17 protein-coding genes are annotated in these 15,710 nt (G+C 63.9%); 11 read left to right on the top strand and 6 right to left on the bottom strand.

The window, feature by feature from the left end:
* The first annotated feature begins 136 nt into the window (after nucleotides 1–136).
* Genes NCR98_RS27580 through NCR98_RS27570 form a run of 3 tightly spaced genes read left to right on the top strand, consistent with a single transcriptional unit; the run spans nucleotide 137 to nucleotide 4,598 of the window.
* Entirely contained in the window at nucleotides 137–838 is a 702-nt protein-coding gene (locus NCR98_RS27580; protein WP_244830087.1) for an ABC transporter ATP-binding protein, read from the top strand.
* Nucleotides 835–3,426: an FtsX-like permease family protein gene (locus NCR98_RS27575; RefSeq protein ID WP_250527937.1), complete on the top strand. Its 2,592-nt coding sequence runs from the start codon at nucleotides 835–837 to the stop codon at nucleotides 3,424–3,426. Before NCR98_RS27580 ends, NCR98_RS27575 begins: the two co-directional genes overlap by 4 nt.
* On the top strand, nucleotides 3,426–4,598 hold the full coding sequence (locus tag NCR98_RS27570) for a lipocalin-like domain-containing protein (protein WP_250527936.1): 1,173 nt from the start codon (nucleotides 3,426–3,428) through the stop codon (nucleotides 4,596–4,598). Before NCR98_RS27575 ends, NCR98_RS27570 begins: the two co-directional genes overlap by 1 nt.
* A 6-nt stretch (nucleotides 4,599–4,604) precedes the next feature.
* Here the strand turns inward: NCR98_RS27570 and NCR98_RS27565 are convergent, their stop codons facing one another.
* Both NCR98_RS27565 and bluB read right to left on the bottom strand, forming a co-directional pair.
* Complete coding sequence (locus NCR98_RS27565) at nucleotides 4,605–5,309, bottom strand: DUF4148 domain-containing protein (RefSeq protein WP_250527935.1); 705 nt, start codon at nucleotides 5,307–5,309, stop codon at nucleotides 4,605–4,607.
* A 198-nt stretch (nucleotides 5,310–5,507) separates the two neighbouring features.
* Nucleotides 5,508–6,164 (bottom strand): 5,6-dimethylbenzimidazole synthase, encoded by a 657-nt coding sequence (gene bluB, locus NCR98_RS27560; protein WP_250527934.1) that lies wholly within the window; start codon nucleotides 6,162–6,164, stop codon nucleotides 5,508–5,510.
* Between the two features lie 248 nt (nucleotides 6,165–6,412).
* On the opposite strand from bluB, the gene NCR98_RS27555 reads away from it, so the two are divergent.
* The 3 genes from NCR98_RS27555 to NCR98_RS27545 all read left to right on the top strand — a co-directional run bounded on the left by NCR98_RS27555 (nucleotide 6,413) and on the right by NCR98_RS27545 (nucleotide 9,199).
* On the top strand, nucleotides 6,413–7,636 hold the full coding sequence (locus NCR98_RS27555) for a PepSY-associated TM helix domain-containing protein (RefSeq protein ID WP_250527933.1): 1,224 nt from the start codon (nucleotides 6,413–6,415) through the stop codon (nucleotides 7,634–7,636).
* A gap of 172 nt (nucleotides 7,637–7,808) precedes the next feature.
* Complete coding sequence (locus tag NCR98_RS27550; RefSeq protein ID WP_250527932.1) at nucleotides 7,809–8,222, top strand: DUF1801 domain-containing protein; 414 nt, start codon at nucleotides 7,809–7,811, stop codon at nucleotides 8,220–8,222.
* A 113-nt stretch (nucleotides 8,223–8,335) separates the two neighbouring features.
* Nucleotides 8,336–9,199, top strand: coding sequence for an NmrA family NAD(P)-binding protein (locus tag NCR98_RS27545; RefSeq protein ID WP_250468455.1), 864 nt, complete (start codon nucleotides 8,336–8,338; stop codon nucleotides 9,197–9,199).
* 4 nt (nucleotides 9,200–9,203) lie between these two features.
* Here the strand turns inward: NCR98_RS27545 and NCR98_RS27540 are convergent, their stop codons facing one another.
* From NCR98_RS27540 to NCR98_RS27530, 3 genes are all read right to left on the bottom strand, one after another.
* Nucleotides 9,204–9,581, bottom strand: coding sequence for a DUF1090 domain-containing protein (locus NCR98_RS27540; RefSeq protein ID WP_250468453.1), 378 nt, complete (start codon nucleotides 9,579–9,581; stop codon nucleotides 9,204–9,206).
* A 183-nt stretch (nucleotides 9,582–9,764) separates the two neighbouring features.
* Nucleotides 9,765–10,406: a DUF1109 domain-containing protein gene (locus tag NCR98_RS27535; protein ID WP_250527931.1), complete on the bottom strand. Its 642-nt coding sequence runs from the start codon at nucleotides 10,404–10,406 to the stop codon at nucleotides 9,765–9,767.
* Nucleotides 10,403–10,948: a sigma-70 family RNA polymerase sigma factor gene (locus NCR98_RS27530; RefSeq protein WP_250469490.1), complete on the bottom strand. Its 546-nt coding sequence runs from the start codon at nucleotides 10,946–10,948 to the stop codon at nucleotides 10,403–10,405. Before NCR98_RS27530 ends, NCR98_RS27535 begins: the two co-directional genes overlap by 4 nt.
* A 322-nt stretch (nucleotides 10,949–11,270) precedes the next feature.
* On the opposite strand from NCR98_RS27530, the gene NCR98_RS27525 reads away from it, so the two are divergent.
* The 3 genes from NCR98_RS27525 to NCR98_RS27515 all read left to right on the top strand — a co-directional run bounded on the left by NCR98_RS27525 (nucleotide 11,271) and on the right by NCR98_RS27515 (nucleotide 12,985).
* On the top strand, nucleotides 11,271–11,885 hold the full coding sequence (locus NCR98_RS27525) for a cytochrome b/b6 domain-containing protein (protein WP_250527930.1): 615 nt from the start codon (nucleotides 11,271–11,273) through the stop codon (nucleotides 11,883–11,885).
* A gap of 19 nt (nucleotides 11,886–11,904) precedes the next feature.
* Entirely contained in the window at nucleotides 11,905–12,681 is a 777-nt protein-coding gene (locus NCR98_RS27520) for a molybdopterin-dependent oxidoreductase (RefSeq protein ID WP_250527929.1), read from the top strand.
* Nucleotides 12,682–12,751: 70 nt separating this feature from the next.
* Nucleotides 12,752–12,985, top strand: coding sequence for a pentapeptide MXKDX repeat protein (locus NCR98_RS27515; protein ID WP_250527928.1), 234 nt, complete (start codon nucleotides 12,752–12,754; stop codon nucleotides 12,983–12,985).
* Nucleotides 12,986–13,079: 94 nt separating this feature from the next.
* On the opposite strand, the gene NCR98_RS27510 is transcribed toward NCR98_RS27515, so the two are convergent.
* A complete protein-coding gene (locus NCR98_RS27510; protein ID WP_250527927.1) occupies nucleotides 13,080–14,192 on the bottom strand; it encodes an MBL fold metallo-hydrolase in 1,113 nt (370 codons plus the stop codon).
* A 95-nt stretch (nucleotides 14,193–14,287) separates the two neighbouring features.
* Between NCR98_RS27510 and NCR98_RS27505 the strand changes: the two genes are divergently transcribed.
* Together NCR98_RS27505 and NCR98_RS27500 are read left to right on the top strand one after the other, a co-directional pair.
* Nucleotides 14,288–14,926, top strand: coding sequence for a TetR/AcrR family transcriptional regulator (locus NCR98_RS27505; RefSeq protein ID WP_250468447.1), 639 nt, complete (start codon nucleotides 14,288–14,290; stop codon nucleotides 14,924–14,926).
* A gap of 34 nt (nucleotides 14,927–14,960) precedes the next feature.
* The gene (locus NCR98_RS27500) at nucleotides 14,961–15,701 is read left to right on the top strand and encodes a beta-ketoacyl-ACP reductase (protein ID WP_250527926.1); all 741 of its coding nucleotides are present in this window, start codon (nucleotides 14,961–14,963) and stop codon (nucleotides 15,699–15,701) included.
* Nucleotides 15,702–15,710: the final 9 nt, after the last annotated feature.

Raw genomic sequence — 15,710 nt, 5'->3', positions numbered from 1 at the left:
CCGGCATGGCTGGTGAACGGGGCGCAGTGGTTTGTGGTGGTGAGCGCGTCGAGGCGAGCGCTGCCGTCGCTGCTTGCCGCGATGGCTCCGGGTACACTACTTGCCCCTTGAAACGACCGTCCCACGCCTGGCCCTCATGCCCTCCATCGCTCCCGCACTCGAATGCCGCCGCCTCAGCAAGTCCTACGGCAACGGCCGCATCGTGCTCGCGGGCCTCGACTTCATCCTCGAATCGGGCGAGTTCGTCGCGATCATGGGCGACTCGGGCGTCGGCAAGTCCACTTTGCTGAATCTGATCGCCGGTCTCGATACCGCCGACAGCGGCGACGTACTGATCGATGGCGCGCCGATGTCTACCCAAAGCGACGATGCCGCCACGCGCACGCGCCGCGAGAAGCTCGGCTTCGTCTTTCAGGCGTTTCACGTGCTGCCGCATCTCACGCTCGCGCAAAACGTCGCAGTGCCGCTGCTGCTCAACGCCATGCCGCCCGCGCCCGCGAACGCGATGCTCGCCGCTGTCGGTCTCGCGGGCCGCGACGATGATTTGCCGCGACAGTTGTCCGGCGGCGAGTTGCAGCGCGTGGCGATTGCGCGCGCGTTGGTGCATCGGCCGCGCCTCATTCTCGCCGATGAACCCACCGGCAATCTCGATCCGCAAACGGCGCACGAAATCCTCGCGCTCTTGCGCCACGAAACGAAATCGACGGGCGCCGCGACCATCATGGTCACGCATTCCGAAGCGGCCGCCGCGGTTGCCGATCGCGTGCTCGTGCTCGCGGACGGCACCTTGCACGAGGCGGAATCGCTCGCGGCGTTCAACGCAGCGCGCGTCCAATGACGGCGCTCGCCGCCGCGCCCCGCACGCTCACGCGCTGGTTGCTCGGCGCGCAATGGCGCAGTCATCGCGGCCGCGCGCTGGTCGCCATACTCACTATCGCGCTTGGCGTCGGGCTCGGCTACGCGGTGCAACTCATCAACAGCGCCGCGTTCAACGAGTTTTCCGCCGCCGCGCGCAGTCTGTCCGGCCAGGCGGACTTGCAGGCACGCGGCGCACAGCCGTTCGTCGATGAAAACATCTATCCGCAACTCGCCGCGCACGAAGGCGTGGTCATGGCGAGTCCCGTGCTCGAAGTCGATGCCGCCGTGCCCGGCCGCGATGCGCCGCTCAAGGTGCTTGGCATCGATGTGTTCCGCGCCAAGCGCGTCGCGCCGGACCTCACGGGCGTGCCGTCCGCCGACGCGCCGTTCGACGTGCTGTCGGGCGATGCCATCTTTCTGTCGACCGCCGCATTGCAATGGCTCGGCGCGCGCGCCGGTGGCAAGGTTGCGTTGTTGAGCGGGACCGAGAAGGTGCCGTTGCGGGTGGCGGGCGGAATCGCGCGGGCATTGCCGGGACAGCGCATCGCGGTGATGGACATTGCGGCGGTGCAGACGCGCTTCCATATGACGGGCAAGCTGTCGCGCGTCGATCTGCAACTCGCGCGCGGTGTCGATCGCGACGCCTTCCAGCGCGAGCTGCAGCAGTCGCTCGGAGCGCGTTTTGTCGTCGGACAGACGCGCGATGTCGAAAGCCGCACCGACCGGCTTTCGCGCGCGTATCGCATCAACATGAACGTGCTGGCGCTCGTCGCGCTTTTTACCGGCGCGTTTCTGGTGTTTTCGACGCAAGCGGCGGGCGTCGTGCGCCGCCGCGCGCAATTCGCGATGTTGCGCGTGCTCGGCATGACGCGCAGGCAACTCGTGCGGCAGATCATGCTCGAAGGCGCATTGCTGGGCGTGGTGGGCGCGATCATCGGCATTGCGCTGGGTTATGCGGTGGCGGCGGTGGCGCTGCGCTTTTTCGGCAGCGATCTGGGCGGCGGCTACTTTCCGGGCGTGCAGCCGCGAGTCGGTTTCGAACCGCTTGCGACGGCCATCTTTCTTGCGCTCGGGATTGGCGTGGCGCTGGCGGGGACGCTCGTTCCCGCGCTCGAAGCGGCGCGCGCGCGGCCCGCGCCCGCGCTCAAGGCGGGCAGCGAGGAAGCCGCGCTCACGCCGCTGCGCAAGCCGTGGCCGGCGTTGATCTGTCTTGCGCTCGGCGTGGTGCTGACGCAAGTGCCGCCTGTCTTCGATGCCCCCATCGCCGGTTATCTCGCCGTCGCGTTTCTGCTCGTCGGTGGCATCGCGCTCATGCCGCGTCTGACGGCCATCGTGTTTCGTGCGGCGAGCGTCGGGTATGCATCGCGAAAGAATAAGGCGCCGCGCGCGCGCGGCACGATCGCCACGCGCGCGCGCAGCACGATCGCCACGCTCGCGCTCGCGCGGCTTGCGAATGCGCCCGGTCAAGCGTCGATTGCCATGGGCGGCGTGCTGTCGAGCTTCACGCTGATCGTCGCGATGGCGATCATGGTGGCGAGCTTTCGCGTGTCGGTGGAAAACTGGCTCATGCATCTGCTCTCCGCCGATCTCTACGTGCGCATGGCGTCGAGCGGCGATACGGGCGGCTTGCGTCCGGCCGAGCAGGCGCAACTCGCGGCGACGAAGGGCATCGAACACACGGCGTTTTTGCGCACCTCGCAGGTGACGCTCGATTCGGCGAAGCCGCCTATCGTGCTGATCGCACGCGAAATCGATGCCGCCGATCCGGGCGCCACGTTGCAGATGACGGGTTCCGTGCTGCCGCCTTCGTCGTGGCAACCGAACGAGACGCCGGTATGGGCGTCGGAGGCGACGGTCGATCTTTATGGCTATCGGGTCGGCGAGCGCATTGCGTTGCCGGTCGGCGCGGCGAAGGAGCGCTTCGTCATCGCGGGCATCTGGCGCGACTACGTGCGGCAGACGGGCGCGTTGCAGATCCGGCTCGCCGATTACCGCCGCGTCACGGGCGACACCACCGCGACCGACGCCGGCATCACGCTGTCGAAGGGCGTGCCGGCCGCACAGGTGATCGACGCGGTAAAGCGCTTGCCGTTCGGCGCCGCGCTCGAATTTTCGCAGCCGGGCGACATCCGCGCGCGCACGCTCACCATCTTCGACCGGAGTTTCGCGGTGACTTATTTGCTGGAAGGCGTGGCTATCGTGATCGGCCTGTTCGGCGTGGGCGCGACGTTTTCGGTGCAGACACTTGCGCGCGCTCGCGAGTTTGGCATGTTGCGGCATGTCGGCGTCACGCGTGGGCAGATCCTGGCGCTGCTTGCAAGCGAAGGTGGCTTGCTTACCTTGCTCGGTATTGCGATGGGTTGCGTGCTTGGGTTCGCGATCAGTTTGATCCTCGTGTTCATCGTCAATCCGCAGTCGTTTCACTGGACGATGTCACTGCATGTGCCCTGGTCGATGATCGCGATCATCGGCTGCGTGATGCTCGCTTCTTCATGCGCGACGGCAGTGCTGGCGGGAAGACGCGCGGTGTCCATCGATGCCGTGCGCGCGGTGCGGGAGGATTGGTGATGCGTGCGTCTTTGCTTTCGACGATGATGCTTTTGGCGACCGTCGCCGGCGCGGCAGATGCGGCGAATGCGGCGAATGCGGCGAATGCGGCAAGCACCACGGAGACGTCCGACACAGCCAGCGCCGCTGACCGGCAATTCGCATCCGTCAGCCCCGGCCACTCCATCCAATGGCCCCAAGACACCGGCTCCCACCCCGCTTACCGCACCGAATGGTGGTACGCAACCGGCTGGCTCGAAACACCCGATCACAAGCCGATGGGTTTCCAAATCACCTTCTTCCGTTCGAAGACAGGCAAGGGCGAGCCAACGAGTGCTTTCGATCCATCGCAACTCATCATCGCGCATGCCGCTCTGAGCGATCCCGCGCACGGCCGCCTCGTGCACGATCAGAACGTCGCGCGACAAGGCTTCGATCTCGCCTACGCGAAAAACGGCAACACCGACGTCAAGCTCGATTCATGGCGCATGACGCGCGCAGCGGACGGCCGCTACACCGTCAGCGCCGATGCCGCCGGCTTCGCATTGCATCTCGTCTTCGCGCCGACGCAGCCGCCGATGCTGCAAGGCGATGCGGGCTACTCGCAGAAGGGCCCGCTTCCCGCGCAGGCGAGCTACTACTACAGCGAGCCGCAATTGAGCGTGAGCGGAAGCGTCACGCGGCCGTCGGCATCCGAGAAAAAAGGCGATACGGTCGCCGTCACCGGCAAGGCCTGGCTCGATCACGAATGGTCGAGCACGCTGCTTTCGTCGGATGCATCCGGCTGGGACTGGCTCGGCGCGAATCTCGACGACGGCTCCGCACTCATGGCCTTCAAGGTGCGCAGCCGCGACGGCCACGCGATCTGGGCGCATGCCGCATTACGCGATGCCGCCGGACACGCGACGCAATACGGCCCCGCCGATGTCGACTTCACGCCGCAACGTCAATGGCGCTCGCCGCGCACGGGCACGACGTATCCGGTGGCGATGAAGGTGCGCGTTGGCGCGCTGCAATGGCAGCTCGCACCGCTCATCGACGATCAGGAACTCGACTCGCGCGATTCCACCGGCGCGCTTTACTGGGAGGGCGCGGTAACGCTGACAGGGACGGGTTCCGCGCCCGCTCAACGGGGGCGCGGCTATCTCGAACTGACGGGTTATGCGAAGGCCATCGAAGTCGAAAAGCGCTGACGCCGGTTAGGGCGCCGTCGCGCTCGGCGTGCCGCCGGGACCGTAAGGATCGGGATTGCCGAAGCGAGGCAAGTTGCCGTTCATGCGCGCCCGGCGCAACTCGTCCTGCACTTCGGCGCGCGTTTTCGGCGCCTGAGTCGATACGACGTAAGCCGGCGCCGCGTTAGCAACCGGGCTTGGTTTCGCGGCTACTGGGATGGGCGCATCCGTGGCCGGAGCGCGCGCGGGTTTATCGAGCGTATTCGCGGCCGCGGATTCGAGCGGCGCGCGTTGCACGGGCGGCACAGGCGCGCGCACCGCCGCGGCTTCAAGCGGCGCCACGCGGGTTTGCGCGACGGCATGGTTACCGCGATGCTTTTCGCGCGCAGTCTTTCTGGTTTCCAATGTCCGCTTCTGTGCGCGATGCACGCGCGCCGGTTCTGCCTGTGCAACCGGCCTGGGCGCGGGTTCATCGCGTGTAATTTCGGCTGCGGTTGCCGTTGCGGTCGCGGTTTCGGGACGCGCATCGGCGACGGCTACGACAGGCGCCTTTGCAGGCTCCGGCGCTTCCTCGCGCACGCTGCCGCGCACGACTGCGCCGCGGTCGCGCGACATCATGTTCGTCCTGTCGTCGCTGCGTCGGTCCTGCTTGGGCAGCAGGTTGACGGCCAGCAAGGACAGCACGATGACACCCGCGCCAATAAACGTAATGCGGTCTGCGTAGCGGAGCATGAGAGCGTGATCCTCCTTGAATCGTCTGGCGAATATGGCGGACAGCGTGCATCGGACCACCGCGTATCAGATTGGTACGCGCGATGCCGTCCGACGGATGCGCCAATCGTTCGCCAATCGCCGCCAAACTCACTCGATTGATGTGAAGGATCACCGCGCCGCCGCGTCACTTGTAGTGCGCAACGCGCGGTCCAGGCATCAGCTTTGATCCGATGCCGCCGGCCAGCGGTTCTCGAACACGCATTCCTCGCGGGTACGGCGCTTGGCCCAGCCTTCGGTTTCGAGCATGGGTTCGTCGTAAAAGCGCTCGACATGTCCCATGCAGAGAATCGCGACTGGCTGCGCGCCTTCCGGCATGCCGAGCAGGTCGGCGACGTCGTCGGGATCGAAGATGGAAACCCATCCCATGCCGATGCCTTCCACGCGCGCCGCAAGCCACATGTTCTGGATGGCGCACGCCACCGACGCGAGATCCATCTGCGGCAAGGTGCGCCGGCCGAAGACGTGCGCCTCGCGTCCGTCCATGAGCGCCATCACGATGATTTCCGCGCACTCGCGCATGCCTTCCACCTTGAGTGCCATGAAAGCGTCGCGACGCTCGCCGAGGGCATCGGCGGTGGCGACACGTTCCCGTTCGACGATAGCGTGAAGCGCTTCGCGCGTTGCATCGCATGTGATGCGCAGCATGCGCCAAGGCTGCATGAAGCCGACGCTCGGCGCACACAGCGCGGCATCGACGATACGCTTCAACGCGTCTTGCGCGACCGGTTCGCGCGTGAAATGGCGCATGTCGCGCCGTTCGTGGATTGCGCGATAAACGGCATCGCGCGCGGCTTCGTCGAAAGGCTCGTTCATTGAGAAATGCGCTGGAAAGTGGGTTCGTGCTGCGCGGATTCTAGTTCATGCGGGTGCGCTCGCGCTGTTGGTGCTGCGTAGCCGATGTCCCCATCAAGTGCAAACAAGCCCATGCTGAATGCAACAACAGCTTACAAAAACCTTGATCGATACCCTCGGCGACCCGTAGAATGCGAACCATTCTTATTTGACGAGCGTCGCTGGCATGTTGGCAATTGCGTTGAATGATCTTCCGAAGGCGTGCTGACGTGCGGCCCGTTCTGGTTCGGCTCCATCGATGGCTCGGCGTCGCGACAGCGCTCTTCTTGTTCGTGTCCGGTCTCACGGGCGCGGTGATCGCGTGGGATCACGAAATCGACGCGTGGCTCAATCCGGCGTTGTTTTACGCGCGCACGGAAGGCGCCGCGTTGCCGGCGCTCGAACTCGCGCATAAGGTCGAAGCCGCCGATCCGCGCGTTCAGGTGACGTATCTGCAACTCGGCGCCGAACCCGGCCACACGCTGCAGATGCTCGTCACGCCGCGCACGAACCCGGCAACGGGTGCGCCATTCGATGTCGATTACAGTCAGGTCGCGGTCGATCCGGCAACGGGCGTCATTCAGGGCAAGCGGCTGTGGGGCACGGTGTCGCTGGCGCGTATCGATCTGATGCCGTTCCTCTACAAACTGCATTACACGCTGCATCTGCCGGTGCTCGGCGGCATCGATACGGGAACGTGGCTGCTCGGCATCGTCGGGATTTTGTGGTTCTTCGACAGCGGCATCGCGCTCGTGCTGTCGTTTCCGAGCGTCAAGGCATGGCGCAAGTCCTTCGCGTTTCGCTTTAGGCGCGGCGGTTATGCGCTCACGTTCGATCTGCATCGGTCGGGCGGCGTCTGGATCTGGGGCTTGCTGCTGATGGTCGCCATTACTTCGATATCGATGAATCTCGGCGATCCGGTCGTGCGTCCGCTCGTCTCGCGCCTCTCGCCGCTCGCGCCGACCATGTTCGATAACCCGGAACTCACGCGCGCGGCGCCCAAGGGCAGCACGGCGTTGCCGGCCGAAAGCGTCCTCGCGAACGCCGTCGCGGATGCAAAGCGCCTCGATATCGCCGCACCGCCCGGCGCGCTGTATTACCTTCCGGCGATGCAAGCTTACGGCGTCGGCTTCTTCGCTTCGGGCAACGATCACGGCGACGGCGGTCTCGGCAACGCCTGGCTTTACTACAACGGCTACACCGGCAAGCTCGCCGGATCGTCGATTCCTGGACGCGGGTCGGCCGGCGACATCTTCATGCAGGCGCAGTTTCCCTTGCATTCGGGACGCATCATTGGCGTGACCGGACGTGTGCTCATCAGCTGCGTCGGCGTCATGGTGGCGATTCTCAGCGCGACTGGCCTGATGATCTGGCTGCGCAAACGCACGGCGCGCTCGCGTTCGGCGGCGTCGGCACGCGAACGCGTCGCACGCGGCCAGTCGGTTTCGTCCTGATTTGCTGGGCGGCATCGGCGGGTGCTTCGTGCATGACCTGAGAGTGGAAGACGCCTCTGCGAGTCGAAAGACCGCCGAGGCGTTTTTTTGTGGCGCGTGCGCGGATTCGCGGGACGGCGAGACCCTGTGCAGTACCATCACTCGGTGCATGAAAAGAAGACATGGAGCACTCATGAATGCATCGGAACAGATCGACGAATTGATCGCGGGAATCACCGACTGGCGCGGCGAGACGTTCGCGGACATTCGCCGCGTGGTTCTCTCGGCGGACCCGCGCATCATCGAGGAATGGAAGTGGATGGGCAGCCCGGTCTGGTCGTGCGACGGCATGATCGCGGTGGCCAACGCGCACAAGGGCAAGGTGAAGCTGACCTTCGCGCACGGCGCGGGTATTGCCGATCCGGACCAGCTCTTCAATGCGGGCCTCGAAGGAAACGCGCGACGCGCCATCGACTATCTTGAAGGCGACAAGGTCGATGTCCGCGCTTTGAAGGCGCTCGTGCGCGCGGCTATCGCTTATAACCAGACCAAGCTCAAGAAGAACGCGCCTGCGCGCAAGCGGGTGAAGGCGGGTAGCGAAGGCTGAACGGCGGACATAACGCGGCGTCATCAATCCAATAACCTCAAAGCCATTTTTCGCATCGAACGCGCGCTCTACCATTCGACTCATCGTTTCATAACGAACACGGAGAGTCGATCATGTACGTCATCACGGGAATCAGCGGAAAGGTAGGCGGCGCGCTCGCCAAGGCATTGCTCGACGCGGGTCAGACGGTCCGCGCGGTCGTGCGCGATGCGAAGAAAGGCGACGCGTGGAAGGCGCGCGGCTGCGAGGTGGCGCTCGCCGACATGACGGATGCGCGAGCGCTCGCGCATGCGTTCGAAGGCGCGACGGGCGTGTTCATTCTTCCGCCCTCGGATTTCGATCCGGCGCCCGGCTTTGCGAGCGCGCGCGAAGTGATCGATGCGATCGTCGCCGCTATCGCGCTTGCGAAGCCGAAAAAGATCGTTTGTCTGTCGACCATCGGTGCGCAGGCGAAAGAAAGCAATCTGCTCTCGCAACGCACGCTGATGGAAGAAGCGTTGAGCAAACAGGAGATTCCCGTGACCTTTCTGCGTCCGGGCTGGTTCATGGAAAACAGCGAATGGGACGTCGATACGGCGCGCGCCGAGGGCATCGTCCATTCGTTCCTGCAGCCGCTCGATCGCGCCATCCCGATGATCGCCACGGAAGACGTCGGCCGCACCGCCGCCGCCTTGCTCCAAGAGGAATGGAGTGGTGTGCGGTATGTCGAACTCGAAGGCCCGCAACGCGTCAGCCCAAACGATATCGCAGCGGCGTTCGCGCAGACGCTCGGTAAGCCGGTGCGCGCGCAAGCCGTGCCGCGCGAACAGTGGGAAGCGTTATTCGTGAGTCAGGGCATGCGGCATCCCACGCCGCGCATGCGCATGCTCGACGGCTTCAACGAAGGCTGGATCGACTTCGAAGGCCCGGTGGAGCGTGTCCGCAAGGGCTCGGTCTCGCTGCTGGCGGTGATCGGGAAACTCGTTTCCTCGCGCTAAGGTTTCAAGGCGCCGCTTCGGTCTGCGCACGCGCGAGTTCCGCGTGCGCTTCATCCACCTTGCGCTGGCGCTCCGCGATCTTCTTCGCGCTCTTGCCTTCGGTCTTCGCTTTCTGCAGATCGTGCTCGCGTTCGGCGAGCTTCTTTTGCGCGGATGCGACCTTGCGCTGGCTCTCGTTGCGTAAGGACGCTTCCGTGCAATTGGCGTTCAGTTTGCCTAGTGCAGTTTCCAGGCCATCGATACGACTCGCATTGCCATGCGCACGCGCATAGGTAATTTCCTCTTCGATCGAGGCGCGCTTCGAGTCGCAACTGGTCTGTGCGGAACAGAAAAGCGGCATGGCCGCCATTGCCAGACATGCCGCCTTGAACGCCGTTTTCATAGTCGATCCTCGCGATGAATGGTCCGTCAGCATAGCGCAAAGCGCTTGACCCATTTGCCTGCTTGCGCCAACTTGCCGGTTGCGGATCTTTCGATCGAAACGAAAGATGGCTTGGAGTGACCGGCGCTTCATTCACGCACGCGCGAAAGCACGGCGAGCGCGGCGAGCAAGCCCGACGTCTTATCACCAACGCAGCAAGCGCGGCCCGAGCCATGCGCCGATAGCGGCAGGCATGAGCATGCCGATGGCATACCACACGCTCCAGAACGCGGGGCTCATCTCCGGGCAATGCAGGCAATACGCCAGCGTGGCGAGCGAGCTTGCGAGTAAGCCCGCGACCGCGCCAGCGAGCCGCAAACGTGTGGGTGCAAGCCCTTTGACGGCCCAAAACACGGCCGAAAACGTCGGCAACGATAGCAGCGTGATATTGAACGGACAACTGCGCCACGAATGCCCAAGAACGAGCGGCGCGCGGTCCACGGGAAGCGCGGCCGCGAGGACGAACGCCCCGGCAACCCACACGACGACGAAAGGCAGCACCACGAGCGCCCACGCATGACCCGCGCGCGCACCCGGCCTGCCGAGCCGCGTCACGGCGAGCAACGCGCCGATGCCGACGCACGAGGGAAATGCGATCTTCGCCCAGAACATCGCGGTGCCCGCGACGCTGCGCAAGTCGGGCCGCATTCCATAGACCATCAGCATCAACACGACGGAGCCGAGCACACCGAGCGGCAACGCCTCGCCGAAGCGTCGTGCAATGGCCGCGCGATCGACGCGCGTTGCGCCATTCGAGAGGAGATCGATCAGGTCATCGGTTTTCATCGGATACCCCGGATGCGCGCGGCAAGCGCCTTCAGGCCGCGATGCACGCCCACCTTCACCGCCGACTCGGACAGCCCCGTGATGCGCGCCGTTTCGGTGACGGAAAGGCCTTCGAGCTTGACATGAACGATAGGCAAGCGCTGCTTGTCAGGAAGATGTTCGAGCAACTTGCCGATGTCGTGACGCGCGCGCGCGGGTTCGTCGTCGCTGAGCGCGAAGAGGTCGGTATGGTCGTCGAGCGGGTCGTTCAGCGATTCGTGACGCGAGCGCGAGCGGAAGAAGTCGGTCAGCTTGTAGCGGGCAATGGCATGCACCCACGCCGTGAGCGGTTCGTCCGGCCGATACGTATGCCGCGCATTGTGCACGGCGAGCAGGATTTCCTGCACGAGGTCTTCGACATCTTCGCGATGCTGCGGAATACGTTTGCGCAGATAAGCCCGCAAATGCCGCGTCAGCGCCTGCAGGAATTCGCGGTAGGCAGTCTGCTCGCCGTCCAGGCCGAGCACGAACAGAGCCTTCAGGCGGTGTTCCGCGTCATGCAAGATGGGTCCTGTGTTGACGAGGCGACGAATGGGCGATTCCGCATTGCGCTGCGTGGCCGCGCGGTCACGTTCACGTTCTGGATCGGTCGATCCAGAATAGCCGAAGCCAAGATGCGTCGCAACATTGGCGCTGATTGCGTGCAACGTGCCGTCGGTGTTCATCGTCATCGTCGTGTAGTGGAAGGGTCGACCTGGGTAGTTCGTTGCAAAGCGTCCCGTGGTTACAGTTTCTTTGCATCGATAAAAATAAGGCGTCGCTGTAACCGGCGGCGCGTTGGCGGCGAATTACTCGGAACACAACCGCGTGGCGCCCCGAACGATCATGCAAACCACTCTTGTCGATCAGCCTTCTGAACTCGTGCATCCGCTCTGGCTGCGCGTCTCGCACTGGCTCAATGCCTTTGCCGCTTTCATCATGCTGTTCTCGGGATGGCGCATCTACGACGCATCGCCCGTCTTTCTCGGCTTCGTCATTCCGCCATCGATCACCCTTGGCGGCTGGCTCGGTGGCGCGTTGCAATGGCATTTCGCGGCAATGTGGCTGCTGTTCTTCAACGGCATCTTCTATCTGATACTCAATCTCGCGAGCGGCCGTTTCCTCGCCAGGTTCTTCCCAGTGTCGCCACGCGCCGTATGGCGTGACCTGGTCGCGGCGCTTACCGGCAAGCTCTCGCATGGCGACTTGCGCCAGTACAACGCGGTGCAGAAGCTCGCGTATCTCGTCGTCGTGATCGATCTGATGGTGCTCGTGCTCTCAGGGCTCGCGATATGGAAGTCGGTGCAGTTTCCGCTGCTGCGCGAACTCATGGGCGGCTATGACCGGGCGCGCGTCGTCCATTTCTGCGCGATGGCGGTGATGGCGGCGTTCATCGTCGTCCATGTGGCGATGGTCGCACTCGTGCCGCGTTCGCTTCTGACCATGCTGCGCGGCCGTTGAACCGATACGAGACTCCACGATGAAATTCAAGGACAGAAGCATCATGACGCTCGATCGCGCATCGATTCTCGCGGATGCGCGGCGCGAACTCGATATGCCGTCGCGGCGTCTTTTCGGCAAGCGCCTGTTGTCGCTCGGCGGACTGGCGATGCTCACCGGCTGCTCGATCACCGACGACGACTCGGTGAACACATTTTTGACTGCGGTATCGCGGCTCAACGACCGCGTGCAAGGCGCGCTATTCGATCCCGCGCGGCTCGCACCGACCTACACGGAAGCGCAAATCACGCGGCCGTTTCCATTTAACGCGTTCTACGGAATCGACGACGTACCGAGCGTGAATGGCAGCGACTATCGGCTGAAGGTGAGCGGGCTCGTGGCGGGGCAGCGCGTATGGACCTTGCCGCAGCTTTACGCGCTGCCGCATGCCGAACAGATCACGCGTCATATCTGCGTGGAAGGCTGGAGCGCCGTAGGACGTTGGGGCGGCACGCCGTTCTCGGAGTTCCTGCGTCGCGCCGGCGCGGATACGACGGCGAAGTACGTCGGTTTTCGTTGCGCGGACGACTACTACGAGAGCATCGACATGCCGACGGCGCTGCATCCGCAGACACTGCTCACTTTCGATTACGACGGCGAACGCTTGCCGGCGAAATACGGTTATCCGATGAAGCTTCGCATGCCGACCAAGCTCGGCTACAAGAACCCGAAGCATATCGTCGAGATCTTCGTCACGAACACGTATCCCGGCGGCTATTGGGTCGACCAGGGCTACAACTGGTTCGGCGGTTCATGATCGCCGCTCGTTGAAATCCGGCTTTGGCCGGAGCAGAAGACTCAACCTCACTCACTCAAGGAGAAGTAGCATGAAGCAATTGATGACGGCAGTTCTCACCGCGGTCCTTGCAATCGGCACGACGGCCGCCTACGCGCAGGCAAGCGATACGATGGCGCAGGGCTCGATGAGCAAGGACAGCATGTCTCACGATTCCATGAGCAAGGACGCGATGTCGCATGACTCGATGGGCAAGGGCGACAAGATGAAGAAGCACGACAAGATGAGCAAGGATCACGCGGCTTCGGGCGCGATGGCGCAGTAAGCGCAAAGGCCGGGAGTGATATCCCGGCCTTATTCCTTTTAGGACAGATGCGCTTCAACGCCATGCGAAGCGACAACCGCTGCGGCAACGAGCATCACGAAGACTCACGTCCCGCGCACCACCGCCATCCTGTCTTCACCGTCTCGACTTCCGGCACTTCGCGCCACCACTTATCACCGCGATGCGGCTCGACCAGATTCAGCCGCTCGCCCATGCGCGGCGTCGCCAGCGCGATACCCCGTGCAAGCGCGAGCCCAGTCACGCGCTCGAACGGTTCCTGCCAGCGATGCATCGCCAGATCGAACGTGCCGTTGTGAATGGGCACGAGCCAGCGGCCGCGCAAGTCCACGTGCGCCTGGACGGTCTCCTCGGGCTGCATGTGCACGTAGGGCCACTGCGCGTCGTAGGCGCCGGTTTCGATGAACGCGACATCGAACGGTCCGAGCCGCTCGCCGATGGTCCGAAATCCTTCGAAATAGCCGGTATCGCCGCTAAAGAACACGCGCAAGGCGTCATCGACGATCACCCACGACGCCCACAACGTGCTGTTGCCATCGAAGAGACTGCGGCCGGAAAAGTGCTGAGCGGGCGTCGCGGTGAATGCGAGGCCGTCTAGCTCCACGCTTTGCCACCAGTCGAGCTGGCGCACCTTGCTCGCGTCGATGCCCCATTCGATCAGCCTGTCGCCCACGCCGAGCGGCGTCAGAAACACGTCCGTCGTCGCGGCGAGCGCAAGCACGGTCTCGCGGTCGAGATGGTCGTAGTGATCGTGTGAAAGGATCACGCCGCGCAACGGCGGCAGGTCGGCAAGCGCGATGGGCGGCGCATGAAAACGCTTCGGCCCGACATTGCGGAACGGCGATGCGCGCTCGCCGAACACCGGATCGGTCAGCCAGAACTCGCCGCGCAGTTTGAAGAGCAGCGTGGAGTGGCCGAGGCGAAAGAGGCTGCGGTCCGGCGCGGCATCGAGTTGCGCGCGCGTCAGTGTCAGCACGGCCGGCGGCTCTACGGGCGCGGTGCCGCGCGGCTTGTTGACGATCATGTTCCACATGATGCGCAAGGTCTTGCCCATGCCCTCGGCCGGACGCGGCTTGACATTGCGAAAGCGCTCGCCGTCGTGCTGCGGCGACGTATGCGACAGTTCGCGTCCGCGCCTGGCTGCGGTGAGTCCGAGCGCGCGGCTGATCGAGGCGGTAATCGACGTCATGGCAAATGGCATCCGGTTGGTGCAGCAGGAAAGTAGACTGCCCAGTGTAGTTTATTTCCGAGATGAAAGTAAACCGCTCAGTGTAAAATTGCCTGATGGAATCGAACGCTGACCAACCTCGTCTGACCGACCGCAAACGCGCCGCCATCGTGAGCGCGGCGGTTGAGGAATTCATCGCCTCGGGTTATGACGCCACGAGCATGGACCGCATCGCGGCGCGCGCGGGGGTATCGAAGAGAACGGTGTACAACCATTTCGACGGCAAGGACGCGCTGTTCGCGGCGATCCTCCATCAGTTGTGGACCGCAAGCCAGTCCGACGACGCTCCTGCCTACGACCCTCGATCGCCGTTGCGTGCGCAGTTGCTCGACCTGCTTGCGCGCAAGTTGAATCTTTTGAACGACGCCGCGTTTTTATCGCTTGCGCGAGTGGCGATTGCGGAGGGCATTCATTCGCCCGAGCGCGCGCGCGAGATGGTCGGCAAGCTTGGCGAGCGCGAAGAAGACTTGACGCGATGGATACGCGCCGCCGCCGCCGATGGCCGCCTGAATGTGGCGTCGGACCCGGCGTTCGCGGCGCAGCAGTTGCATGGCATCGTCAAGGGATTCGCGTTCTGGCCGCAGGTCACGATGGGTCAATCGCCCTTGTCCAAGCGCGAGCAGAAGCGGGTGGCGGAAGCGGCGGTGGATCTCTTTCTGGCGGGGTATGGCGTGCCCGATTCATCGTCGAAATAACTTCAATTTTTCCCTTAAAACAAGGTTCGAACGAATGAGACTGAAAGGAAAAGTAGCGATCATCACGGGCGCGGTGCAGGGCATCGGCGCGGCCACGGCACTCAAGTTCGCGCAGGAAGGCGCGATCGTCGCGGCATGTGACCGCAACGCGGAAGCGCTGGGAGCGGTGGTCGAAGCGTGTCGGCAAGCGGGCGCCGAAGCGAGCGCATTTTGCGTCGATATGTCGGATCGCGAGCGCGTCGACGAGATGGTGGCGACGGTGCGCGACCGCTATAAGCGCATCGACGTGCTCGTGAACAATGCGGGCATCACGCGTGACGCACGCCTGCAGAAAATGACGCTCAAGCAATTCGACGATGTCATCGACGTAAATCTGCGCGCCGTCTTTCACGCGAGCCAGGCCGTGGTCGATGGCATGATCGCGCAAGGTTCGGGCGTGATCCTGAATGCGAGTTCGGTGGTCGGCATCTACGGCAATTTCGGGCAGACCAATTACGCGGCGGCCAAGTTCGGCGTGATCGGTTTCACGAAAACGTGGAGCCGTGAACTCGGGCCGAAGGGCATCCGCGTGAATGCGGTTGCACCCGGTTTCGTCGATACCCCGATTCTCGCGACCATCCCCGCCGAAGTGCTAGAAAAGATGCGCGCCAATGTGCCGCTCGGCCGTCTCGGCAAGCCCGAGGAAGTCGCGAATGTCTATGCGTTCCTCGCAAGCGACGAAGCCAGTTACGTCAACGGCGCGGTGATCGAGGTAGCGGGCGGCATGACGCTTTGAAGGTTGGCG

Origin of the sequence: Caballeronia sp. GAWG2-1, from assembly GCF_023631405.1 — a bacterium.
Lineage (GTDB): Bacteria > Pseudomonadota > Gammaproteobacteria > Burkholderiales > Burkholderiaceae > Caballeronia.
This window is presented reverse-complemented; position numbering and strand designations above follow the sequence as displayed.